The organism is Bacteroidia bacterium (assembly GCA_016218155.1).
Lineage (GTDB): Bacteria > Bacteroidota > Bacteroidia > Bacteroidales > GWA2-32-17 > GWA2-32-17.
On record JACREQ010000046.1, the window covers coordinates 188,035 to 212,581 of the forward strand.

Here is a 24,547-nt window from a genome sequence, read left to right on the forward strand (position 1 = left end):
TTAAGTCTTAGTTTTTTATACATAAATATTTAATTTTCAAAAAGATTTATAACTTTAACCCAACAAATAAATTTTACACATGAAAAAATTATACTTTGTTTTATTTGCATGGTTTATTCTGTTTGTATCAAATACAGGATTTTCCCAAAAGAATGTAAATTCAACTCCGTCAATTTCAAAAATTGCATGGACAAAAGGAAGTCCCTCATGGATTACTTTTAAACCACAGGTTAATATGCCCGGAAACCAGATTTTGCTTGTATACAAAGCTGAGTTTGGCTTAGAAACTAACGACGAAATGAAAATGATCCGTCAGGAAAATGATAAAATTGGGTTTACTCATTATCGTTATCAACAATATTATAAGGGAGTACCGGTAGAAGGTGCTGTGTTTATTATTCATGATAAAGGTGGAAAAGCAAAATCTGCAAATGGCCAGATTGTTAAAGGTCTTAATGTTTCAAATAATGCTCAGATTGTTCCATTGGTAGCTTTAAATAAAGCAATGCAGGAAGTTCCTTCTGAGAAATATGTCTGGCAGGATAACGAATCACAGAAAATGCTAAAACAATTAAAAAATGATCCGAATGCAAGTTATTATCCGATTCCTGAATTAATCGTTTTTGATAAGAAATTTTCAGGTAATGCATCTTCTTATAAATTAGCTTATAAGGTTGAAATTTATTCATTAAAACCATTGGTTCGTAAATATATTTATATTGATGCAAATAATGGCGAAGTTCTTCATAGTATTAACATGATTCAGCATACAGATGTTAATGCTGTTGGTGTAACAAAATATAATGGAAATCAGCCAATCGTTATTGATTCAACAGGTCCGGGAGCATATAGGCTAAGAGAAGCAGGAAGAGGTAATGGAATTATAACAAAGAGTACACAGAATGGCGAAGATTATGTTCAGGCTATTGATGTAACAGATGATAGTGTGTTTTTTAATTCTGATGATGTTGCTGTAAATGCACACTGGGCAGCCGAAATGACTTATGATTATTATTTGAATGTATTTGGCAGGAACAGTTTTGATAATAATGGAGCAGCTTTATTATCATACGTACATTATAGTACTGGTTATGCAAATGCTTTTTGGGATGGTCAGCGAATGACATACGGTGATGGCGATGGAACGTATTCAGCATTTACTTCACTAGAAATTTGCGGACACGAAATTACGCACGCTGTTACAGAACATACTGCAAACTTAGTTTATCAGGATGAATCAGGTGCATTAAATGAAAGTTTTAGTGATATGTTTGGAACTAGTATTGAGTTTATGGCAGATGCTACTCCAAATTGGTTAATAGGAGAAGATATCGGATCTGCATTTCGCTCAATGTCGAATCCAAACGATTATCAGAATCCTGATACTTATCTTGGAACATATTGGGATTTAGATCCGAATAATATGGATAATGGTGGTGTACATACAAATTCAGGTGTTGCTAACTATTGGTTTTATTTACTTTGCGAAGGAGGTTCGGGTACAAATGATAATGGTGATGCATTTAATGTTACAGCTTTAGGTCATGCAACAGCTGAGAATATTGCATACCAGACTTTAGCATACTTTTTAACACCTTCTGCAAATTATTATGATGCATACCAGGCAACATTACAGGCAGCACAGAATATTTATGGTAACTGTTCAAATGAAGCATATCAGACAGCAAATGCATGGGCAGCTGTGGGAGTTGGCTATCCTTACGATCCTCAAAAAGTATATGTTGTAGATGTTACGGCACCAACAACTTCGTGTGGTTTGGGATTAGAAGCTGTTTCTGCATTGTTATTTTATAATGGATGTAATTCATCATTACCTGCAAATGATACAATTTCTTTAGCATATCAGTTTGATGGTGGTGCAATGGTATATGAATATTATAAATTGGTTAGTCCATGGATTGGTGGTGATTCATTAGCAGTTCAGTTTACTTTGCCAGTTGATGCTTCTGCACTAGGTAATCATACGTTAAATTGCTGGGTAAAATATGGCTCAGGAACTACAGGTTTTACTGATAGTCTGATGGGATATACTTTTCAAACATTACTTCAACAAAATATTGATGTAGGTGTTGTGGCAATTACAAGTCCATCATCATCATGTTCACTTACCGCAAATGAACCAGTAACTGTAAAAATTAAGTTCTTTGGATGCGATTCACTTGCTATTGGTGATACTATTGATGTTGCATACAGAGTAAACGGAGGTAGTCCACTAACAGAACAGTTTATTCTTCCTAATAATATGTACCCTACAGATACTTTCACTTATGTTTTTAATCAGAAATTAGATGCTTCAGCAGATGGAACATTTATAATTGATGCATGGACAGATTTTAATGTTGATACCTTAAATACTAATGATATGAAATCTGGGTACGTTGTTAAAAATATAAAATCATTAGGAACAACGCTTCTTGGCTTTGAAGAATTAAATGCTTCGGATTTCTTTTTACCAATTACAACAAGGTATTCTAATATCATTATTAAGACTCAGGCTCATGCTCCTGGTAGTGCAAAAGGTTTGTTAATGACTGGAGGAAATGCAATGACATATATTAATTTGTTAGAAATGCCGAGTGGTTTTAACACTTGGCAGATAAATGCATTTTTATCAGCTAAAGCTAATTTCTGCATTGATGCAGTTGCATGGAATTCTGTTTATTTAAAATTCTCGTTAAAACAAACTCATGGTGGAACTCTTTATTCACAGTATCTTGGTGGTGTTGCAAGCGATTATACTATTGCAAGTAATTTAAGAATCTTAGCTGATGGTAACCAAATAGGAGGAACTTATAATCCTACAACTCCAGGTTCAGATCCTTTTGTTTCGCATTTAATTGATTTAAGTTCATATTCAGGAACAAATTTCGAGCTTACTTTTGAGACAAGAAATATTTCAAAAGACACTTCAATAATTATCCCGTTTATTCTTGATAATGCATATCTTGATAATGTCAGATTTTTTCCGGGACCTTCAGCAATAAATGATACTATCTATCTTCAAACTGATAGTTATATTGATATTCCTGTTTTAACAAATGACAATGATTATACTGTTTCTGCTCTAAATACATCTTTAGCAGATCTTCCTGTTCATGGAACAGCGGTTTTAAGTGGAAATACAATAACTTATACTCCAAATGCATCATTTAGCGGAATAGATTCTCTTACCTATAATGCTTGTTATACTTCAGATCCGACTGTTTGTGATCTTGCTAAAGTATATATACATGTTTTGCAAGGACCAATTGCAGTAATTGATACAGCTGGTGTCAGAAATGATAGCTTAGTTAAGATTGATATTTTATCTAATGATCTTTTGTTTGGACTTCCAATTTCTAATCCCGTAATAAACCAGATACCTTTGCACGGTACTGCAATAATAAATGGCGATTTAACACTTACATATACTCCAACCGATAATATATTTTTAGGAAAAGATTCTTTAACATATTCAATTTGTTATTCAGAACATTCTGCAATTTGTGATGAAGCAAAAGTTTATTTCAGGGTACATAATGATCAGTCTGTTGCAGGAATTGATGGACTTGAATCAATAAACTTATACCCAAATCCTTTAAAATCTAAATTAACAATCGAATATTCTTCGATAAATTCGGGTAAAGCAAATATTACAATTACAGATGTTGTAGGAAATGTTATTTTGTCATCTGAAGAACATTTTACTTCAGGTAAAAACAGAAAAGTGTATAATTTAGAAAAAGAACCTGCAGGAACATATTTTGTAACAATAAAAACTGATAATCAAAGGAAGGTTTATAAAATTACAAAAGAATAGTTTTAATATTCTAAATATTTAAAGTCCGTGATTTTATTACGGACTTTTTTATTTAAAATGCTACCCTTATTTCAGTGTAGTTTGTAACTACACTGTAGTTATTAAGTGCTTGAAGGTTGCACCTTCAAGTAACAAAGTACAGCAAAATAACAAATTTACAGATATTTTACTTTTTTATTGATAGCTTAAAATTTGACCAATGTAATTTAGAAGTGAGAACAAATGGATGGGTTTAAGTTTCTTAAAAGAAAAAGGAAACCGACACAAATATTGTTATATGTTTTTTTATAGCATAACTAATAATATTATTCTTTTTTCGGAATCGAAAAAGCACCTTCAAGAGCAGCTTTTTTTCCAGCTTCTGTGAGCTCTTTTAATTTAGCAAATTTGTCTTCTTGATTTTGTCCTTCATTATTCTCATCAATTAAATACACTATAACATTATTCTCACATTCTATACTAAAGTTAGTGTAATTTTTAGTTGGGTCTATTGGCAATTCTAATAAATGTAATGGTGGAGAATCGTTGAATGTTTGAAAATGTGAATCTCCATTATTATAAACTTTTATAGTTATATGCTCTTCTGTTACATTTTCTACTCTAATTGTTGTTCTGTTTCCAATTTTACCTTCATAAGGTTGGTTTGCCTTTAATTCAATTTTTGTTTTCATTTTTTAATAGTTTTATGTAAATATTTTTATTGTGCAAATGTATGACGATTAGTGTGATATAAGGAAAAATGTTAAAAAGTATTTATATTTGTTAATCTTATGGTTTTCTTCAGTCTCAGTGTGGGTTCCATATTGTTAATCTTTTGTTAAAGATAAAATAAGCATAATATTAAACTCATTCCAATGATAATTCCATCTTTATTTAGGATTACCTTCGGTGATCACCTTTTTATCCGAATTCCGAAAGCAAAGCTAAAATCGTTACACGATTTTCCTTTTTTTGTTTTCATTCTCACACTCCTCAGTGTAGTTTTTAACTACACTGATATATTTATTATGCCTCTTTAAGATTACACCTTCAAGTACCTAAACCAATCCTTATTTGGGATTACCTTCGGTGATCGCCTTTTTATCCGAATTCCGAAAGCAAAGTTAAATTCGTTACACGATTTTACTTTTCTTGTTTTCATACTCGCTCGGATAAATCCGTCTCGTATGAAAACAAAAAAAGTCCAATGCTTCGCATTGAACTTTGCTTTCTTAGTGACCTCGAAGGGATTCAAACCCATAACCTTCTGATCCGTAGTCAGATGCTCTATTCAGTTGAGCTACGAGGCCGAAGTGCAAATATAAGAATAATAATTTTGAATTAAAATTTTGAAGAAATTAATTGAAATCTTATTTCTTTTTCTTTTTAAGGTATTGATAATCTAGGTAGTAAATTGCTTTTAATGAAAACGTATTCCATTGTGGCTGCTCAAATGTATTCGAGAAGTTTTTCGAGAAATTATTAATTATTACGTCTGATTCGCTTAGAATTTCTTTTTTCCACACAAAGCTCAAATTACTTCCTGGGGCAAATTGCCAACTAATTACAAAATCGATATTAAATGAATTATAATTAAAATTCTGTGCGTAATCATTTGTTAATTCTGCTAAGCTACCATCATTTAATAATTGAAAATACTGGTCGTATGCTCCTTTTGACCAGTAATGTCTGGCTCTCAAACTTACAGATAAATCATTAACTACAATATATTTTCCTTCAAAAGTATTAGTAATTGTTGTAACATCCCTGTTCCCAAATATTATTGTATCCTGAGCAAAAGTTGCAAAACCTTTAGCATTACTTTGTTCATTCCCGGCTAAAGAATATTTAAATAAGAAATGATTTGAAAGTCTTATTATTGGTGAAATAGTAATTTCTTTGTATTCGTCGTTAAATGCAGGGGTTTCGTAAATTCCAAATTCTCCGTCTAAAGCAAAGGTTTTTCTATAATCAGATGAAAATCCAATAGAAATGCCATTTGTCTTTTTTGTTTTAAAATATCTTCCTTCAACTCTGGGCTCATAATAATCATACGCCTCACTTAAAGTAATCATTACATTAGACCAGATACTAAGATAATTTTTAAATGTTCCCCAGAAATTATAATTAAAGCCAAATCCCGAAATATCTTTTGTAGAATAATTAAAGCCGTTGTTAATTGAAAAATTATTTGAAAGCTCAAGAAATTTCCAATAAGGCTCATAGACGCTATAGCTTACATTTATATTGTTATTGATAAAATTATTGTAGAGTGTTAATCCAACATCATTAGCATTATAATTATTATTAACTATATTGTTAACTAATGAAAATTTAAATTTTCCATTTACTTTTCCGGCACTAATTGAATATTTAAAACCCGGTACTGGTTTTTCAATTCCTGTTGGTATAGCACCACGGTAATATGTCTGACTAATGCCACCATTACCGTTTAATGACCAGGTATTTGTTTTATCAACCAGATTAAAACCTGCAACTGTAACATTAGAGTTGTGAAATTCTTTATCGCGGGTAAAATTACTGTTTGACAAAAATATTGAACTGTTATTTTTTAGTGCCTGATCAAAAACCAATATGTTATAATTAGCCAATGGCTCAGTAAGAACCCTTCTTGTACCACCGTCGACTTTCTTAATAGTAGCCCATGTATCGTTAACAATTGCGTTAAAGAATCCTATAGCAAGACCTTTTTTATTTCTTCCTGAGACCTTTGTTGCATTTAATAACTGAGATTGTGTGGGATTTGTTTTTATCGATTCTCCGCTATCCAAAATACTCTCAACATTATAAAAACCTTGAGGAGTTCTGCCAATTCTTCTTGAATAAAATAAATTACCTTTTGTAAATAAATCAATAGCTTCATTAAAAAATGGCCTTTGTTCGTTGTAAACTGTTTCGAAAGCAGATAAGTTTTTTATTTTGTTATCAGATTGTACCTGGCTAAAATCAGGCATTAAAGTCATATCTAAAGTAAAGCTTTCATTAATACCATATTTTAAATCCAGCCCTCCGGCAAACGACCATGAGTTTGTAGAATTTTGTCTGGTGTCGTAAGTGTAGTTCTCTAAGCCTCCTGAAATATATGGGTTAAATGAAAGACGCATTGGTGCTTTAATGTTTTCAAGACCTTTTAATTTACCCCAATAAACTAAATCATTTTCAGCGCCTTTTTTTAGTAAAGCCCAGTAATCCATTTCACGAATTCTTCTGATATTTCTGAATATTTCCATTCCCCAGGTCTGAATTTCAGTAGTCGGAAATCGTAAAGCAGAGTATGGTATTTTATATTCGGCAGTCCAGCCATTTTCTGTGATCTTTGTTTTACTTTCCCATACTGCATTATATGTGTCATCAAATTCACGACTGTCACCTTGCACTCCTGATGCGTGTACTGCAAAGGTATATGCATCAAGTTGGTTGTTATAGGTGTCGAATTCTATTCCAAAATAATCAGCATTTAAGTTTTCATCATCGCGGTTACCTAATTGTTTCAATATACTGTCAGGATGTGTATCATATAAATATGCAAAAACATAAATAGCATTGTCATCATAAAGAATTCTGACTTCTGTTTTCTGAGTTGTTGCAATATTATAGTGTGGGCTATATTGTGTGAAATCTGTTATGGGTTTTGCTGAACTCCATATTTCATCCATAGTTCCGTCAATCTTCGGTGGTTGCTGGGTTCTTACAGCATAAGCAACTTTTGTAGTATCAGCAGAAAATGCTGAATAAAATATAAAAACAAATAATAAAATTAAATAAAATCTCATTTATTTATCTTAGATCAACTATGGCCTTTCTGTCTGGTCCAACCGATACCATTATTACCGGAACTTTAACAAAGTCTTCAATAAACTTTATATATTCTTTTAATTCCAAAGGGAGTTCATTTTTATTTGTGTTTTTTGAAATGTCTTTTTTCCAGCCTTTAAAAGATTTGTATTGTGGTAATATGTTATGGGATAAATCGTAAGGGATATTTTCAAAAATTTCTCCGTCAATTGAATATGAAACAGCAGCTTTAATTTCATCAAATTCATTTAAAACATCTGCTTTTGTCATTATAAGACCAGTAACTCCATTTATCATTACAGAATATTTTAAGGCTACAAGATCAACCCAGCCACATCTACGTGGGCGACCAGTTGTTGAGCCAAATTCATTTCCGATTTTGCGAAGTTTTTCACCGTCAGAGTCGTTTAATTCTGTTGGAAACGGACCGCTACCAACTCTTGTGCAATATGCTTTAAATAAGCCATATACTTCACCAATTTTTGAAGGAGCGATGCCTAAGCCTGTACATGCTCCTGCGCAAACTGTATTTGAGGAAGTTACAAATGGATATGAACCGAAATCTATGTCGAGCATAGTGCCCTGTGCTCCTTCTGCCAAAATCTTTTTACCTTTTGAAATTAAGTTATTTATCTCAATTTCGCTGTCGATTAAAGAGAATTTTTTAATTAATTCAATAGAATTGAATAATTTCTTTTCCTCTTCTTCTAGCTCAAATTTGAAATTAAGCATATTTAAAATCTGAATATGCTTGTTTTTTAATTCTGTATATTTTTTTAGAAAATCAGAAGTTAAAATATCGCCAACCCTTAATCCGTTTCTTGAAATTTTATCGGTATATGTTGGTCCTATTCCTTTAAGCGTAGAGCCTATTTTAGCACATCCCTTTTCTGCCTCGTAAGCAGCATCTAGCAATTTGTGGGTAGGGAGTATTAATTGTGCACGTTTTGAGATGATAAGATTCTTGAAAATATTTGGACAATAAGGGATTAGTCCGGTAATTTCTTTTTCAAATATAATCGGGTCAATTACAACACCATTGCCAATAATATTTATACAATCGTTACGGAAAACTCCGGATGGGATTATGTGTAAAACGTGTTTACGACCCTCAAATTCAAGTGTATGGCCGGCATTCGGACCGCCCTGAAAACGAGAAATAATTTGGTACCCGGGTGCTAAAACATCAACTACTTTTCCTTTTCCTTCGTCGCCCCATTGTAAACCTAACAGAACATCAACATTCATAGTATTATGGTGTAAATTATATTAAAAATCTTTGAACTTTTAAAAGTAGTAATATTATTTTTGTTTATGAAAAAATAAAACAATTTTGATAAGTTTGTAAATATTACTTAGAATGAAATATTTATTTCAAATATTTATTATTATAATAGCTACAAATTCAGTATTTTGTCAAACTGATACTATAGATTATATTAATGTAAGACTTATTAACAAAAAGGTTTACTTAAAAACTGATACATTAAATCCTTTTTCTGGAATTGTTGTTGAGAATAATAATTTTACAAAATGTTATGTCAATGTTAAAAATGGATATATTAAATCTAATTTTATTGTTAAATATTATCAAAATGGAAAGCTTAGAGAAAAGTATAGTACATTAAAAGACACTTCAGTTAAACATGGACTATTTGAAAATTGGCTTGAGAATGGTAATCCGATTTCTAGTGGAACGTATTCAAAAGGAAAACAAATCGGATTTTGGGAATTTTATGATGATGGTAAAAAGATAATAAAAGAAATTATTCCTAATGTTACTAAATATGAAAATAAAAGTTTTATAATTAAAATAGCCCCTATTACAATTGTAGATCCTGTTTTTCCCAGTATTTTAATAGGTGTTGAAAAGCAATTGTCACGAAATGTAAATATTCAAACTGAATTTGGATATATTTTGCCAGAATGTATATTAGAAAATTATAAATTTAAGTCACCTGATTTTAAGGGTGGTAAGGTTAGGGTAGAGGCAAAATATTTTTACAAACATGATAAACGGAATAAATTCGGACCATATGTATCTCTTGAAATATATTTTACAAATTGTAATTATGTTTATCCGGTTGGATTTGAATTAACAATTAAGGATTCCAGTCACTACTTAACTCAAATTGATGATATGCCTGATTATTACGATAACATAAGTGTTAGCAAGAAAATCTCTGGAGTTAATCTAAAAGCTGGCTATCAAAGAAATTTTAAAAGATTTGTTATAGAGTCATATATTGGTGTTGGGTTAAAATATAACGATATTTATATTTCGGGTAGAACTAATATGAATGATTATATGTTTTATGATAGGATAAATCATGATATTTCTGAAAATTTAATAATTCAAGGTAAATCTATGCATAGATTTTTATTTAACATTCCATTAAATTTAAAAATTGGCTATTTGTTTTAATTATAAAAAATGATTAATAAGCTATTTTATATTATTGTATTATGTTTTCCAATTGTGAGCTATGCTCAGGAGCTATTTAGTACTTTTACATCTGATAATGTTATATGCAAAAAGAATGATCATGAAGATATTTATTTTAATGTAAATGATACTATAAAACCTATCCAAAATGCTTTTATTATTTATTATAAGCAGGGTTGCAAGAATCAACCAGATTTGATAAAGGAAATAAAAGATGGAAAGTTGTATAATAATAAGAATTTTACATTTTATGATGAATCATGCAATGTAAATGAAGTTTATTATTATAAAAAGCGTAGTTATATAAAAACGGGTGTGTATTTAAAGTATGACAAAGATGGTAAGAAAATAACAGATGGTTATTATAATTATAAAGGGAATAGAAATGGATTATTTGTTTATTATAAATATAAAAAAAACTTAACAATATATAAGAAATATTCTGATGGAAACAGAATTTTAAGATTTACAAGTAAGGATAGCATTTCAACTGAAGCAAAAATTACTAAAAATATTATTTCTTTTGATTTGTTTTGTTTGTCTTATCAGGTATACAAAATTTATTATGAAAGATATTTGGGTAACCATAATTATCTAAAATTAGAATTTGAAACAAAACCAAAATCTGTTCATCACGCAACAGAAGTTTTGCGTCCTTTCGATACCGATAATCCATATATTGAATTTGCGCATAAGCGATACTTATTTGCAGTAGATTATGAGAAATTATTTAGTAAAAAAAGACATCCGTATTACTTATCTGTAGGGCTTTATTATTTAAATAAATCTTATGATTCTTTATACTTTTATGATTACCATGGTGATGGCGATCATCCCGTTTATCTACAGTCTGAGTATTCATATAATTACGGAGCCAGAGCTTTATTAGGAAGAAAAATATTTTTAGGAAATGTAAAACATAAAATAAATGAAGTTATTGATTTTTATGTTGGAATAGGTATTTGCAAGGCTGATTATAAGAAAACTATTTATGGTATTACTGGAGATGCTTATTATCATCCTCATGTAACAATGTATCCCGAGCCTAAAATTAATAAAAGTAATGAATTAATGTTTTCTGCTTTTGCAGGCTTAAAAATAGGTGTTGGATGGTAGAAAAAAATAATATATTTATGAAATTATTAATGTGTATATTTATTTATCTTGCATTTTGTTCGCCATATATTATATATGGTCAAGCTGATATTGATACAATTATTTCATATAATGTTATTGAGAAGAAGATTGATCGAAATGAATATGTTTATGTTAAGCGAAACGATCCTTTAAGTGCGATAAATAATGCTTTTATTGTTGATTATAAACAAGGGTGTGAGAATTCTATTAGTACAATAAAAGAAATAAAGGATGGAAAGTTAATAAAAACAAAGCGCTATAAATATTTTGATAATACCTGTATTTTAAGTGAGATGTTTTATACAACTAAAGGAAGTTTAAAGATTGGTAAATATACTAAATGGAACTTATTTGGTTTAAAAGAAGTTGAAGGTAATTTTGATATAAATGGAAATGAGGATGGTATTTTTAAATTCTATGATTATAATAAACAGACTACTTTTCATATTGATTATGATGGCGGTAAGAGAAGATTAAAATATACAAAAGAGGATTCTTTAAATTCGGAAGTTAAAATTAAGAATATAGTCTCAATTGATGTGTTGTGTTTGTCAATTAAAGAGTTGAAGATATTTTATGAAAGGTATTACAAAAAAAAGAATATAATTAAATTTGAATTTGATTTTAAACCGAGTTTTGCTAAAGAAGGTACAATGGTTTTTAATATATTCTCTAAAAATCCATATATTAGTATAGTACCAAGCAGATATTTATTTTCAATTGAAAACCAAAACTTGTTTGGTTATAAAAAACATCCATTTTATTTAAATCGAAATCCTTTTTATATCTCATATGGGTTATACTATTTATATAAATCGTATAATAAAATTAAATTTCATTATGTAATGGGCGATAATAGTTATGGAAATAATTATGATAGAATTCAATCTGTATTTTCTCATAATTATGGTTTTAGAGCTTTGTTAGGAAAGAAAAAAATATTTGGTAGTAGTAATAACAAATTAAACGAAATAATTGATTGTTATATAGGCATTGGTGTATGTTATACTTCTGAAAAATTAATTATTTATGGTCGGAGTCTCCCAACTGTAAATTCTCAAAAGGAAATAGTTCTATTTAGTGAGCCAAAAGCCAGTATTAATGAGAAGTTAATGCCTTCTGCTTTTGCAGGTTTAAGAATAGGAATAGGATGGTAGGAATATGAAAATTATATATAAATACATAAAAAACTTTCTTAAGGAAGATTTTAGGTTAATTACATATCTGCCTGTTGTTATTTATCTTATAATTTGCTTAACTATTAATTATTATTTCGACTTTGAGCATAAAGTACTTGATAAATATGTAGGTACATTAAAAGGATTTATTTTTTTCTTTGTTTTTTATGGATTAGCTTATTTCCCGGTTGCAATATATGTTCTCTCGATTAATAAAAAACAAAATGTACTAAGTAAACCTGAATTCTGGATTAAAACTGTATTTGTAATAGCTTTACTAGCAGGGTCGGCTTTCTTTGCTTTTTATAAAGATATAATTGATCTTTTCTCAGATCTTTCTGAGCGATATTTTATTAGAAAGATACTTATTAACTCCAGAAATTTTTTAATGTTTTTGTTACCGCTATTGTTTTTCTGGTATGTTTTAAAACCTTCAAAGTCCGGTTTTCTATGGATAAAACTTAAAGGATTTAACCCAATGCCATATTTTTATATATTGTTAATAATGCTGCCGATTATTTTTATGGCTTCGTTCTCTGTCGATTTTTTAGATACTTATCCTACATTTAAACCATGGACAATAAATAATATTTTTGGACTTGAAAAATGGCAGATGGGCGGAATTTATGAGATATTTTATGGGGTAGACTTTATTACTGTTGAGATGATATTTCGAGGTGCATTGGTTCTTGGATTAGTTAAATTACTTGGTAAAGATTGTATACTGCCAATGATTTCTGTATATTGTTTTTTGCATTTTGGTAAACCGGCAGGAGAAGCAATAAGCAGTATTTTTGGTGGGTATATTTTGGGAGTTATTGCAATAAATACCGAAAGTATTGTTGGAGGAAGCATGGTTCATATGGGTGTTGCATGGATGATGGAAATATTTGCATATAGCCAGCACGGGTTTTAAATATTTTAGAAATCCATATATTGTCATGTTGTCCCCCACAGTGGAGTGAGAATCATCTTTTTTGACAAAAAAATATTCTAAATTTTAGGCAACCAATTATTAAAAAATTTGTCTTAGTGTAGAGAATTAATATTGTACAACATAAGGATTGTTTTTATCCTTGTTAAATTTGTTGTTTATTAAATTATATCATAAATTTATAAAAAAAATACTATGAAGAATTTCTTAATTATTGCAGTTTTTATATTTTGTTTTTTATGCAAAATAACTGAAGTTCGCTCACAGCTTGTTGTAAATGCAAATCAAACTCCAACGCAATTAGCCAATAATATTGTATGGGGAGGCATGACATTGGCTAATGTTTCAGTTACGTCACCATTAAATTGTGCAGGAACATTTCAAAATGGATCATCGACTAATCTTGGAATGTCTAATGGAGTAATCATGTCTACTGGTGGTATTGCCAGTGTTCCTAATTCTAATTCTTACTTTATTAGTAATTCACTGGGTGGTGCAGGTGATCCTTTGCTTGATGCTTTGTCAGGTGGATATACATCTTACGATGCAACTGTACTTGAATTTGATTTTACTCCATTTACAACTCCTGTTAATTTTAGATATATTTTTGGTTCAGAAGAGTACCCAGAATATGTTTGTTCTAACTTTAATGATGTATTTGGGTTCTTTGTTACAGGTCAGAAACCAAGCGGTGGAAATTATTTAAACGAAAATGTTGCATTAATTCCCGGAACAACTCTTCCTGTCATGATAAATTCTGTAAACCCTGGTACGCCCGGCTCTTATGGTACTACATCCGGTTGTACTTCGCTTGCTAATTCTAATTATTATGTTGCAAACTCTGGTTCAACAATTTGTTTTGATGGGTTTACAACACCTATTAATGCTACTGTTGATGTTGTTCCTTTTACTACATATCATATGAAATTTGCTGTAAGCGATATTGGTGATGGTGCTTACGATTCAGGTGTTTTTCTGGAAGCCTATAGTTTTTTCTCTAACGCAGTAAGACTCCAGGCAGTAAATTCATCTCCCGGAAATAATAGTATTATTGAGAGTTGTGGCTCAGGAACATTTTTGTTTGAAATATATAATGATGCCACAACAAATGATACAATACGCTTTACTATTGATGGTACTGCTACAAATGGTGTAGATTATAATTATCTTCCATCATATGTTGTTATTCCGGCTGGCAGTAGCTCTGCAACTTTAACAATTAACCCAATATCAGATGGGTTGATCGAAGGTAGTGAAAATGTCATCCTACGTGTCTGGGTTTCGTCATACGGAACGCAGGATATTTCGTTTAATATTTCAGATAATGGTATTTATAATGCAGCGGCTGTTGCTGATAAAACAATTTGTGAAGGTCAATCAGTTTTGTTAACTGCATGGGGTGGCTATTCGTATTTATGGAATACAACTTCTACAAATGATTCAATATTTGTTTCCCCAACAAATAGTACATTATATACAGTTCAGATTTCTGATTCATTGGGTTGTAGTAAAACAGATACTGTAAATGTAACAGTTTTAAATCCTGCCATAGCCGGTTTCGGTTTTTCTGATAATGGTCAGGGAGTAGTTACTTTTAATGACCAATCATTAAACGGAACTTCATGGTACTGGGATTTTGGAAATGGAAATTATAGTTTTGAACAGAATCCTGTTTTCTCTTATTTGTCGCAGGGAAATTATACTGTTATGCAAGTTGTTCAGAATTCTTGTGGTTCAGATACTTCTTATCAGACTATTAGTGTTCTGTTAAATGTTACTAACAATTATATCGCATCTAAAATCGAATTATTTCCTAATCCAAATGATGGTAATTTTTATATTGATTATAAATCTGAAAATAATAATGATTTGTTAATTCAGATTATTAATACAAGCGGAAAAACTGTTTATTATCAGAATATTAGTAATAATAATTTATCTGGTAACAATCCGATTAATATGAAGAACCTTTCTAAAGGACTTTATCAGCTTAAGATTAGTAGTAGTAATGATTATGATGTAGTAAGATTTATGGTTAAATAAACTATTTTCTACATGTAATATTGGTTGAATAACATATTTTTAGAGTCTTATAGTACTTTCAAAATATTTAAAAGATACTTACTTTTGTCTACTAAATTGGTAGACTAATAAAATGAGTTCGTACTACGAATTATTAAAAAAAGATGTACGTTTTGAAGAAGGCTTAAATGCTTGTATTAATTGTGGCACATGCACGGCAATATGTGCTGCATCAGAGTTCTATAATTATGATCCGCGAATTATTGTTGATACAGTTCAGACAAAAAATAATGATGCAATTGAAGAATTATTAAAATCAGATTCAATATGGTATTGCGGTGAATGTATGTCGTGTAAAACTAGATGTCCGAGAGAAAATGTACCCGGATTAATAATTATGGCATTAAGATCCCTTTCTCAGGATTTAGGTTTTTTTGTTGAATCCGAAAAAGGGCGTCAACAATTAGCTATAAAAAGAACCGTAGGTGAGTGGACGTTAAAACATGGTTATTGTTTGTATCTTGAAGGTGTTGGAACCGGACTTCATCCTGAGCAAGGTCCAATATGGGATTGGAAACAAAAAAACTGGGTTGATGTGTTTGATAGGTTAGGTGGAAACTATAAAGTGGAAGGTCCGGGAATACTAAGAAAAATTCCCGAAGAATCACTTGATGAATTACGCAGAATCTTTGATGTTACGGGAGGAACCGAAAGATTTAATAAAATAGAAGAGTTTTCTAAGGCTAAAGCCAGGGAAATGGGGTTAGAAGTAGGAACAGATATAAATAGCGACTATGTTAAACATATTTATACAACAAATAACAATAAACATTAAATATCAATTTTCAATAAACAAATAACAAAATTTAAATCCTAATTCTTAAATCCAAAATCGTATATCCTAAATCCTAAATAAAAAAATGGAGTTAACCGGAAAACAAAATATCTGGAAAGATTATCAAAAAGAAATAGCCAGTGATAAATATTTTTATGTAAGGAGTTGTGTGAGGCAGAACTTTTTTCCGGGTGCAGAAACAACATTTTTAAGAATATTAAAAGACGAATTACATAAAGATATTTACGAACATCCTTGTCATACAACCTGTACTGGTATTGGTTATCATGGAGATGTGGTTCCCTTTGATACTGCAATGACAGTAATTGCCCGTCAGTTTGCATTAATGACAGAAGCAGGATATGAAAATCTGGTTCCTTCATGTGTTACTTCATTCGGTTTATATTCAGAAGTGCTCGAAACATGGCATCATTTCCCCGATGTGCTAGCAAGAGTTCGTGAACATTTAAGAAAGGCTACCGGACGAGAATTTAATATTCCCAAAAATGTTGCACATGCTAGCGATGTTATTTTTAAATTCAGAAATGAAATTGCTGCAAAAGCAAAATATAAATTAGTGAATGTTGAAACCGGCAAACCTCTAAAAGTGGTAGAACATATAGGATGTCATTATTCAAAAATGTTTCCCGCAAAAGGAGTTGGAGGTGCTGAATTTCCTTATGTGTTAATTGGAATGGTTGAAGAGTGGGGAGGCGAAGTTATTGATTATCCTGAGAGGCGTCATTGTTGTGGTTTTGGTTTCAGACAATATCTTATTCAGGCAAACAGAGGTTATTCTGTAGGTTGTTCGCATAAAAAATTCGAATCTATGGAACCTTATGAACCTGATATGATAATAACAAATTGCCCTGGTTGTCCAATGTTTCTTGATAAATGGCAGTATGCAATAAGTGAAATGAATGGTAAAACATATGGTAAAAACGGACAGGGAATTCCTGTTTTTACTTTTGAAGAAGTTGCCGGAATGGTATTAGGATATGACCCATGGGATATTGGCTTGCAGGTACATCAGATTTCTTGCGAACCAATTTTAAATAAAATGGGAATTAAATATGATCCTACTGCAAAGTATTTAGGTAAGAATGGAAAATATTTAGGTGTGCCAGAGAAACCATCAGTACTAAAAGATTAAAATATTATTAATGAGTAAAAGCGTAATAGTAATAGGCGGTGGAATAGCAGGAATGGAAGCTTCAGCTTACCTTTCTGCTATGGGATTTAATGTTACATTATTCGAAAAAGATGATAAACTTGGTGGTCACCTTTTAAACTGGGAAAGGCTTTTCCCTACAAAGCGTTTAGGTAGCGAGGTTTTAACATTTCTTAAAAAAGGGATGGACGAAAAAATTAAAGTTTACACAAATACTAATATTACAGGAATTAATGAAGAAAATGGAAAGTATTTTGTAACAAATCATAATAATGAGATATTTGAATGTGACGCCTTACTTGTTACTACAGGATACGATTTGTTTGATGCCCGCAGAAAAGAAGAGTATGGTTATGGTATTTATGATAATGTTATTACATCGGCAGAACTCGAAACAATGTTTTTAAGCGGAAAACCGATATTGAATAAACAGGGAAAAATTCCAAAAAGAATAGGATTTGTGCATTGTGTTGGATCTCGTGACAGAAAAGTAGGAAATGTTTATTGTTCAAAAGTGTGTTGTGTTACAGCAGTAAAGCAGGCAACTGAAATTCGTGAACACCTTCCTGATTGTGAAACATACTGTTTTTACATGGATCTTAGAATGTATGGTGCGAAATTCGAGGAGTTATACAACGAGGCTCAGGAAAAATATGGTGTAACATTTATCCGTGGAAGATTATCAGAAGCAAATGAGACATTAGATGGATCGTTGCTTGTAAAGGTTGAAGATACTTTAGTTGGTCGTCCGCTAAAAATGACTGTGGATTTATTAGTTTTAATGGTAGGATTCGAACCAAGTAAAGGTACTAAGGAGATTGCAGACATTTTAAAGCTTAGTACTAACTCCAATGGGTTTATTGAAGTTGCGGATGAGCATACATTAACAAATGTTACAAATAAGAAAGGTGTTTTTGTAGCTGGTACTACAACTTCGCCCAGAACAATTACAAATACTATTAACGATGCAAGAGCAGCTGCTGCTGAGATTGCCTGTTATCTGAATTTATATACTATTCAATCAAGGAATAATTAAACGACATGGCTGATTTTGGATATAAAATACAGGAAGACAGACAAATTAATTACGATTCAAATGATCGTACTTTATTTTATTTTTTAAAACGTGTTGAACCGTCAATTTCATTATGTATAGGATGTGGAACATGTTCTGCTACTTGCACAGCCGGTCAGTTTACTCAATTCGATTTGCATAAAATTATGCTTTATGTTAGGAGGGGTGAGAAGGTTCATATAGCTAATGAAATTAAAAAGTGTATGCTTTGTGGTAAATGTTCGTTGGCTTGCCCGAAAGGAGTAAACACAAGAAATATAATTTTTCAAACCAGAAAATTTCTTTATTCAAATAAATAATGAGTTACGATCCTTTTGTTCTGCCTTTTAGTATTGGATTAGTAATAGTCATTATACTTATTTTGTGGAAATATTTCCGTTGGGTTTTCTTACATGATAAATCAGAGCGTATACAAATATTGAAAACAATTTTCAGTCTGAAATTATTTTCAATTGTGAAAGAAATATTTATGGAAGTATTGTTACATAGAAGAATTTTTAGAATTAATCCTGTCTTAGGATATATGCATAGCAGTTTTGCATTTGGTTGGTTCCTTTTAATTTTAGGTGGAACTATAGAATCAAAATTGCATAATCATAATGCATTTAATATGTTTTACGAGCCTATATTCTTTAAATTCTTTAGTCATAATATTGATGGATTTCCTTTTGCAAGTGGTTTTAAGTTTATAATGGATTTTATTCTTTTGTATATTTTATCGGGTCTTGTGTTAGCAATGGCAAAAAGATTATACAAAAGAATGTTTGGAATGAAGCATACAACCAAACTAAAATTGGTTGACAGATTAGCACTAACATCACTTTGGTGTATTTTTCCATTAAGACTTTTAGCAGAAAGTTTTACTTCTGCACAATACCATAATGGTGGATTTTTAACAGGAAATCTAGGTGATTTCTTAGTAACTTTTTTACCTGTTAATCAATTGGCTTATCCTACATGGTGGGCATATTCAATAGCTCTAGGTGTGTTCTTTGTTATGTTGCCATACAGCAGGTATATGCACATTCCAACCGAAATGGTTTTAATTATTCTTAGAAAAGCAGGATTTAAGACAGAAAAAAAATATACAGGTTTTTCAAGAGTTGAAGTTCAATCTTGTTCCCGCTGTGGTATTTGTTTAGATGCTTGTCAGGTTTATACTGCAACACAGCGCAATAAAATGTTGCCAGCTTATTTTTTGCAGTCTGTTCGCTTTAATAAAAAGGGAAAACAGGGATTAACCGATTGCCTTATGTGTGGTCGCTGCCAGGAGGTATGTCCTGTGGGTATTGGTGTAAATGCAATAAGAAGAGTAAAGCGTAATGAGCTTTTTGATGAGAAAGGTGCCGAATTTGGCTATCTTGAAGAAACAAAACACATATCAAAGAAGGCTGATGTTATATATTTTGCAGGTTGTATGACTCATTTAACTCCAACAATCAAGAAATCAATGATTGCTTTGTTAAAAAAGGCAGAAATTAATTTCTGGTTTATGGATGAAGATGCAAGTATTTGTTGTGGAAGACCATTACAGCTTTCCGGAAAGGAAAAGGATGCTAATATACTTGCTGATAAAAACAGAGAATTAATTGCAAATAGCGGAGCTAAATTATTGGTTACTTCATGTCCAATATGCTATAAGATTTTTAAAGAAGATTACAAACTCAATATAAAAATCCAACATCATACAGAATATTTGAATGAACTTGTAAATATAGGTAAATTAAAACCGGTTAATTTGAACTTCTCTGCAGTTTACCATGATCCATGCGATTTAGGAAGAGGCTCTGGAATTTATAATCAGCCACGTGAACTTCTTGGTAAAATATCAGTTCTTACTAAAACAGAATCCGAAAAAAACATGGCACTATGTTGTGGTAATAGCTTAGCTAATCTACCTGCTGGTTTTGATGACAAAGAATTAATGGCTGCAAATGCTGCTGAGCAATTGTGCTTATCAAATCCAGATAAACTTATTACCTCTTGCCCATTATGTAAAAAAGCTTTTGCACAAGCTTGTAATGAAAAGAAAACTGCAAAGCAAGTAGAAGTTAAAGATATTGCAGAAGTGCTTGCAGAGGCCGTTAATATTAAAAATTTCTAATTGCTCTTACGCAAAGTTCAGTGTGTGCTGACCATGAAGCGAATTTTCCTGTTTCAAAATTAATTTTCCAAGCGTAAATAGAATCTTTCTGAGTGGATGACCAACAGTCAAATCTTAGATCAGAGTTTATAGTATTCTTATTTTTATATAAAATATATAATTCATCGCGGCTTGGTAAATACCAGTCACTATATCCATTTAAAACAAGACTGTAACATACTTTAGCTGCATAGTTTCCCGAAAGACCGAGAGTTGATACAATAGTGTTAGTATTAGTTAATCCAGTGCCTAATTCGTAAGAAGTAATAATATCTAAGTAAGCTAGACCATGCCATGTAAATAAAAATAAACCCGGGTTACCTTGAATAGGAATATATATGTTTTCTGTTGCGACAATTAATCCATGATTTTGCCCTGCAATATAACCTGGGTCACCCGGTTGAAAGAAATATGCAATTTTACCCCCCTGAAATTCTTTGCCAATTCCTTTAGAAAACTTAATAATTTCTCCATATCCGGTACCTTCGCTATTTGTCGCATATGCCCGTACATAATATGTTGTTCCAAAAGATAATCCTGTCATAATAGATGTGAAATTTACACTACCAATTCCATTATTTGTTTTGTTATCATTTATTGTAGGACTTTGTTGAGTACTCCAACACACACCTTTAGATGTTATTACCGGGATATCATTATTCATTATAATACCACCGCATTTAGAAATACTATCTGTGCTATCACTGACGGTAATTGTAGTTAATATAGGAATTTTGATTATCGTGTCATTAGTTTCTGATTTTTTACAGCTAATTATTGAGAATAAAAAAAATCCGATTATAGTTGTGGTTATAAATACTGTTTTCATTACTTTTGTTATTAATATAATTTATCCAATGGTTTCTTTAGTAGTTTACCATCTTTTTTATAATCGGTAACTGTTAATCCGGTAATTTTTCTGAAAGTATTTGAAAGATGTTGAACGCTGCTAAAATCCATCATATAGGCAATCTCACTTAAGGTATATTCTTTTTGAAACACCAGTTCTTTGCAACGCTCAATTTTATGTAGTATAATAAACTTTTCGAGTGTAATTCTTTCATGTTTTGAAAAAAGCTTGGAAATATTCTGGTAGCTCATATTCATTTTTTCAATCAGATAATCAGATTTTCTGATAATTGAGTTTACGTTATTTGAATAATGAACAAGTTCAATAATTGTACTTTTAATTTGTTCTACTAATATCTGGTCGCGATCTGAAACTAAATCAAAGCCATTATCTGCCAATAATCTTCTTATGAATTTTGAATCTACTTTTTCAGGATTGTAATTTATAGTTGCTTTACCTAATTCCATTGAAATAACAAATATCTCATGTTTTGTAAATTCCTGGCTGATAACTTTAGCGCAGCAATTACAAACCATGTTTTTAATATAAATTATATCAGTTATATTATTATTCACTCAAATAGCCGAAAGTAGAACAAACTTAAATTATTTTAACAGTAAATCCAAGAAAAATTTATATTGTAAACTAAATCAGGTAGTTGTTAACCGTTTTTGCTGATTCTTTGTAGTAGTTCGATTTTAACTAATTCAATACTATTTCTTGATACGTTTATAATACCGTCTTTTTTAAATTTTGTAATTATTCTTGTTGTGCTTTCCCTTGATATACCTATTAAATCGGCAAGTTCCTGACGGGATAGTTGTAATTCGAATTTATTTTTTTCGTAAATTTTCTCGGATAAATATAAAAGGATATTTGCAAATCTGCCGTCGATATTGTTTTTGCTGTTGGCTATAAATCTATAATAATTATAAATGTTTTCTTTGCCGATATCTCTTAAAATCTGGTAAGCAAAGCTACCATTAGATTTAATCAGTTGTTTGAAAATATTTATATCGATATAACAAACCTTAAGATCTTCGAGAGCAGCATATGAGTAATGATTTATTTTATCACCGAATAATGAGTGTAATCCTAAATATGTGTGGTTTCTTAAAATCTGAATTATTCTGGTTTCCTTATTTTGATCAATTACAAACTCTTTAACATAACCGGTTTTTAAATAAACAATATTTGAAATAAGTGAATCAGACCGAATTATAATTTCACCTTTTTTAATTTCAGATTCCAGACTATTGTTACTTAAAAGTGTGTACTGGGCTTTATTAAGTAATGAGACTGCGCATGACATGTCAACGCAATCACTGCAACTGCTTTTATTTAAATCATCAAATGTTTTTAACATTCTTAATTTTTTTGAAAAGCAAAAATACAAATAAAAATCAGCCTTTTAAGTATTATAGACATAAAAAATGTGATGTAGGTCACATTTAATCCAATGATTTTATCACAAAACCATCTTAGTTAATATCACAAACTGGTTAAGACAACTATCACGTACTATTATTTTTCCTTGATATATAAAGGAATTAACTTCGTTTAGTATTTAAAATTATTTAAAATATACAAATAAATGAAAATAGCTATTCCTACAAATAATATGATTCATGTTGCCGATGAGCTGATTACGGCAAAAATGATCAGATTTTTTCAGGTTGATAAAAATGCAATTGTTAATGAGGAGTATTTTGATTTGAAACTAATAAATGATAGAAAATTAATAGTTGATTATTTTAAGAGTTTTTCTGTTACTGCAATTGTTTTAAAAGGTATTGATAAGGAAGTTGGCAAAGCTCTGAACGATAATGGAATTAATATAGTTCATTCAAATGAAATAATTATTACAAATACCATAACAAATTATCTGAAGGAATTAAACTTAAGAGATAGTATTTTTTGTTGTTGCCCATAATTGTTAATTATGCAGAATAAAATTTGTCCAAATTATAAAGGTTGTCAGGTTGTTACAATTGAGGGATTTTCTGGCAGTGAAAAAAAGAAATTGTTTTATATTTCTAAATTCTGCAAATCTGATACAGGGTATTGGCATAGTTGCAAAAGGTTTCAGACAAAAAATGAACTAAACCTATGTCCTGATTTTGTTATGCCCGACACAAAATTAAAAATTGACGAAATACTTGATAAATTAGAAAATAACTAAAATAAAATAACATGGCACTACTTGAAATTGAAGGGAAAGCTTTTGAAGTTGATGGAGATGGATTCTTATCAACACCTGAAATATGGAATGATGAAGTTGCAAAACTTTTTGCAAAATACGATGGCATCGAAGAAATGTCGGATAAACATTGGGTAATTGTAAAATATATCAGAAAGAATTTCGAAGAAAAAGGTAATGCTCCAATGATCAGAAGTATTTGCCAGGAGACAGGTGTAAAGCTTCGCGAAATTTATGAGTTATTTCCTTTAGGACCTGCGCGTGGTGCTTGTCGTGTAGCCGGATTGCCTAAACCAGATGGATGTGTTTAGTATAATATACATGAATTGGTATATTACAATTTCAGAAATATTATTTGCATTATGTTTAGCATTCTGCATTTATACTCTGATTAGATTAGTAATTCTGGGAAAGCCTACCGATTACTCTAAAACAAAAGGCAATGTAAATTCTGCTGTAAAATATTCTTATACAGGTGGTATGAGTCCTGCAAAAAAGGAATCGGCATATTTGCATTTGCCTACATATATTGCAGGAATGTTATTTCATGTGGGAACATTTTTGTCATTAGCATTATTCTTAATTAATTTATTTGAACCGGAATATAATCATATTCTTAAAATATTTATATCCGTTGTTTTATTATTATCAGGGAATAGTGGTTTGTTTATATTAATAAAGAGAATAGTTAAAACAGAATTAAGATCATTGTCAAATGCTGATGATTATATTTCTAATGTTATAGTTACATTATTTCAGTTTGCAACTATTATATATTTATTTGTACCAAACTCGTTATATTTTGTTATATCTGGTACTTTGTTTCTGTATTTGCCAGTTGGTAAATTAAAACATACTATATATTTTTTTGCAGCCAGATATCATTTAGGATTGTTCTATGGAAAAAGAGGTGTTTGGCCTCCGCAAAATTAAATCATTTG

At 30.7% G+C, this 24,547-nt stretch carries 21 protein-coding genes, 1 tRNA gene and 1 other annotated feature; of the genes, 15 read left to right on the forward strand and 7 right to left on the reverse strand.

Annotation, left to right across the window (positions count from 1 at the left end; genetic code table 11):
• The first annotated feature begins 79 nt into the window (after nucleotides 1-79).
• Nucleotides 80-3,820, forward strand: a complete 3,741-nt coding sequence (locus HY951_08980) for a M4 family metallopeptidase (GenBank protein MBI5540177.1) — start codon at nucleotides 80-82, stop codon at nucleotides 3,818-3,820.
• A 305-nt stretch (nucleotides 3,821-4,125) separates the two neighbouring features.
• On the opposite strand, the gene HY951_08985 is transcribed toward HY951_08980, so the two are convergent.
• From HY951_08985 to HY951_09000, 4 genes are all read right to left on the reverse strand, one after another.
• Nucleotides 4,126-4,491: a hypothetical protein gene (locus HY951_08985; GenBank protein ID MBI5540178.1), complete on the reverse strand. Its 366-nt coding sequence runs from the start codon at nucleotides 4,489-4,491 to the stop codon at nucleotides 4,126-4,128.
• 544 nt (nucleotides 4,492-5,035) lie between these two features.
• Nucleotides 5,036-5,109 (reverse strand) — tRNA-Arg (locus HY951_08990).
• A 60-nt stretch (nucleotides 5,110-5,169) separates the two neighbouring features.
• Entirely contained in the window at nucleotides 5,170-7,593 is a 2,424-nt protein-coding gene (locus HY951_08995; GenBank protein MBI5540179.1) for a carbohydrate binding family 9 domain-containing protein, read from the reverse strand.
• A gap of 4 nt (nucleotides 7,594-7,597) precedes the next feature.
• A complete protein-coding gene (locus tag HY951_09000; protein MBI5540180.1) occupies nucleotides 7,598-8,863 on the reverse strand; it encodes an adenylosuccinate synthase in 1,266 nt (421 codons plus the stop codon).
• A 112-nt stretch (nucleotides 8,864-8,975) separates the two neighbouring features.
• On the opposite strand from HY951_09000, the gene HY951_09005 reads away from it, so the two are divergent.
• From HY951_09005 to HY951_09050, 10 genes are all read left to right on the forward strand, one after another.
• The gene (locus HY951_09005) at nucleotides 8,976-10,040 is read left to right on the forward strand and encodes a hypothetical protein (protein ID MBI5540181.1); all 1,065 of its coding nucleotides are present in this window, start codon (nucleotides 8,976-8,978) and stop codon (nucleotides 10,038-10,040) included.
• Between the two features lie 9 nt (nucleotides 10,041-10,049).
• On the forward strand, nucleotides 10,050-11,177 hold the full coding sequence (locus HY951_09010; GenBank protein ID MBI5540182.1) for a hypothetical protein: 1,128 nt from the start codon (nucleotides 10,050-10,052) through the stop codon (nucleotides 11,175-11,177).
• Between the two features lie 17 nt (nucleotides 11,178-11,194).
• Complete coding sequence (locus tag HY951_09015) at nucleotides 11,195-12,355, forward strand: hypothetical protein (GenBank protein MBI5540183.1); 1,161 nt, start codon at nucleotides 11,195-11,197, stop codon at nucleotides 12,353-12,355.
• A gap of 4 nt (nucleotides 12,356-12,359) precedes the next feature.
• Complete coding sequence (locus tag HY951_09020; protein ID MBI5540184.1) at nucleotides 12,360-13,292, forward strand: hypothetical protein; 933 nt, start codon at nucleotides 12,360-12,362, stop codon at nucleotides 13,290-13,292.
• A gap of 169 nt (nucleotides 13,293-13,461) precedes the next feature.
• Nucleotides 13,462-13,525: a sequence feature (possible 23S ribosomal RNA but 16S or 23S rRNA prediction is too short), on the forward strand.
• Nucleotides 13,506-15,353: a choice-of-anchor L domain-containing protein gene (locus tag HY951_09025; protein ID MBI5540185.1), complete on the forward strand. Its 1,848-nt coding sequence runs from the start codon at nucleotides 13,506-13,508 to the stop codon at nucleotides 15,351-15,353. It overlaps the preceding feature by 20 nt.
• 112 nt (nucleotides 15,354-15,465) lie before the next feature.
• Nucleotides 15,466-16,167: a 4Fe-4S dicluster domain-containing protein gene (locus tag HY951_09030; protein ID MBI5540186.1), complete on the forward strand. Its 702-nt coding sequence runs from the start codon at nucleotides 15,466-15,468 to the stop codon at nucleotides 16,165-16,167.
• An 85-nt stretch (nucleotides 16,168-16,252) separates the two neighbouring features.
• Nucleotides 16,253-17,320, forward strand: coding sequence for a heterodisulfide reductase subunit B (locus HY951_09035; protein ID MBI5540187.1), 1,068 nt, complete (start codon nucleotides 16,253-16,255; stop codon nucleotides 17,318-17,320).
• A gap of 10 nt (nucleotides 17,321-17,330) precedes the next feature.
• Nucleotides 17,331-18,374: a CoB--CoM heterodisulfide reductase iron-sulfur subunit A family protein gene (locus tag HY951_09040; protein ID MBI5540188.1), complete on the forward strand. Its 1,044-nt coding sequence runs from the start codon at nucleotides 17,331-17,333 to the stop codon at nucleotides 18,372-18,374.
• Nucleotides 18,375-18,379: 5 nt separating this feature from the next.
• Nucleotides 18,380-18,712, forward strand: coding sequence for a 4Fe-4S dicluster domain-containing protein (locus HY951_09045; GenBank protein ID MBI5540189.1), 333 nt, complete (start codon nucleotides 18,380-18,382; stop codon nucleotides 18,710-18,712).
• Nucleotides 18,712-20,517, forward strand: coding sequence for a (Fe-S)-binding protein (locus HY951_09050; protein ID MBI5540190.1), 1,806 nt, complete (start codon nucleotides 18,712-18,714; stop codon nucleotides 20,515-20,517). Before HY951_09045 ends, HY951_09050 begins: the two co-directional genes overlap by 1 nt.
• Here HY951_09050 and HY951_09055 read toward each other — a convergent pair.
• The 3 genes from HY951_09055 to HY951_09065 all read right to left on the reverse strand — a co-directional run bounded on the left by HY951_09055 (nucleotide 20,504) and on the right by HY951_09065 (nucleotide 22,772).
• A complete protein-coding gene (locus tag HY951_09055) occupies nucleotides 20,504-21,385 on the reverse strand; it encodes a DUF1566 domain-containing protein (GenBank protein ID MBI5540191.1) in 882 nt (293 codons plus the stop codon). The genes HY951_09050 and HY951_09055 overlap by 14 nt on opposite strands.
• Before the next feature lie 11 nt (nucleotides 21,386-21,396).
• A complete protein-coding gene (locus HY951_09060; GenBank protein MBI5540192.1) occupies nucleotides 21,397-21,942 on the reverse strand; it encodes an AraC family transcriptional regulator in 546 nt (181 codons plus the stop codon).
• 125 nt (nucleotides 21,943-22,067) lie between these two features.
• A complete protein-coding gene (locus tag HY951_09065; protein ID MBI5540193.1) occupies nucleotides 22,068-22,772 on the reverse strand; it encodes a Crp/Fnr family transcriptional regulator in 705 nt (234 codons plus the stop codon).
• Between the two features lie 228 nt (nucleotides 22,773-23,000).
• On the opposite strand from HY951_09065, the gene HY951_09070 reads away from it, so the two are divergent.
• Genes HY951_09070 through HY951_09085 form a run of 4 tightly spaced genes read left to right on the forward strand, consistent with a single transcriptional unit; the run spans nucleotide 23,001 to nucleotide 24,539 of the window.
• Nucleotides 23,001-23,339, forward strand: a complete 339-nt coding sequence (locus HY951_09070) for a hypothetical protein (protein MBI5540194.1) — start codon at nucleotides 23,001-23,003, stop codon at nucleotides 23,337-23,339.
• Between the two features lie 9 nt (nucleotides 23,340-23,348).
• Nucleotides 23,349-23,588 carry a hypothetical protein gene (locus HY951_09075; GenBank protein MBI5540195.1) on the forward strand — a complete coding sequence of 80 codons (240 nt, stop codon included), beginning with the start codon at nucleotides 23,349-23,351 and terminating at the stop codon, nucleotides 23,586-23,588.
• An 11-nt stretch (nucleotides 23,589-23,599) separates the two neighbouring features.
• Nucleotides 23,600-23,917 carry a TusE/DsrC/DsvC family sulfur relay protein gene (locus HY951_09080; protein MBI5540196.1) on the forward strand — a complete coding sequence of 106 codons (318 nt, stop codon included), beginning with the start codon at nucleotides 23,600-23,602 and terminating at the stop codon, nucleotides 23,915-23,917.
• Nucleotides 23,910-24,539, forward strand: coding sequence for a hypothetical protein (locus tag HY951_09085; protein ID MBI5540197.1), 630 nt, complete (start codon nucleotides 23,910-23,912; stop codon nucleotides 24,537-24,539). The genes HY951_09080 and HY951_09085 overlap by 8 nt, the downstream gene beginning before the upstream one ends.
• The last annotated feature ends 8 nt before the right edge of the window (nucleotides 24,540-24,547 follow it).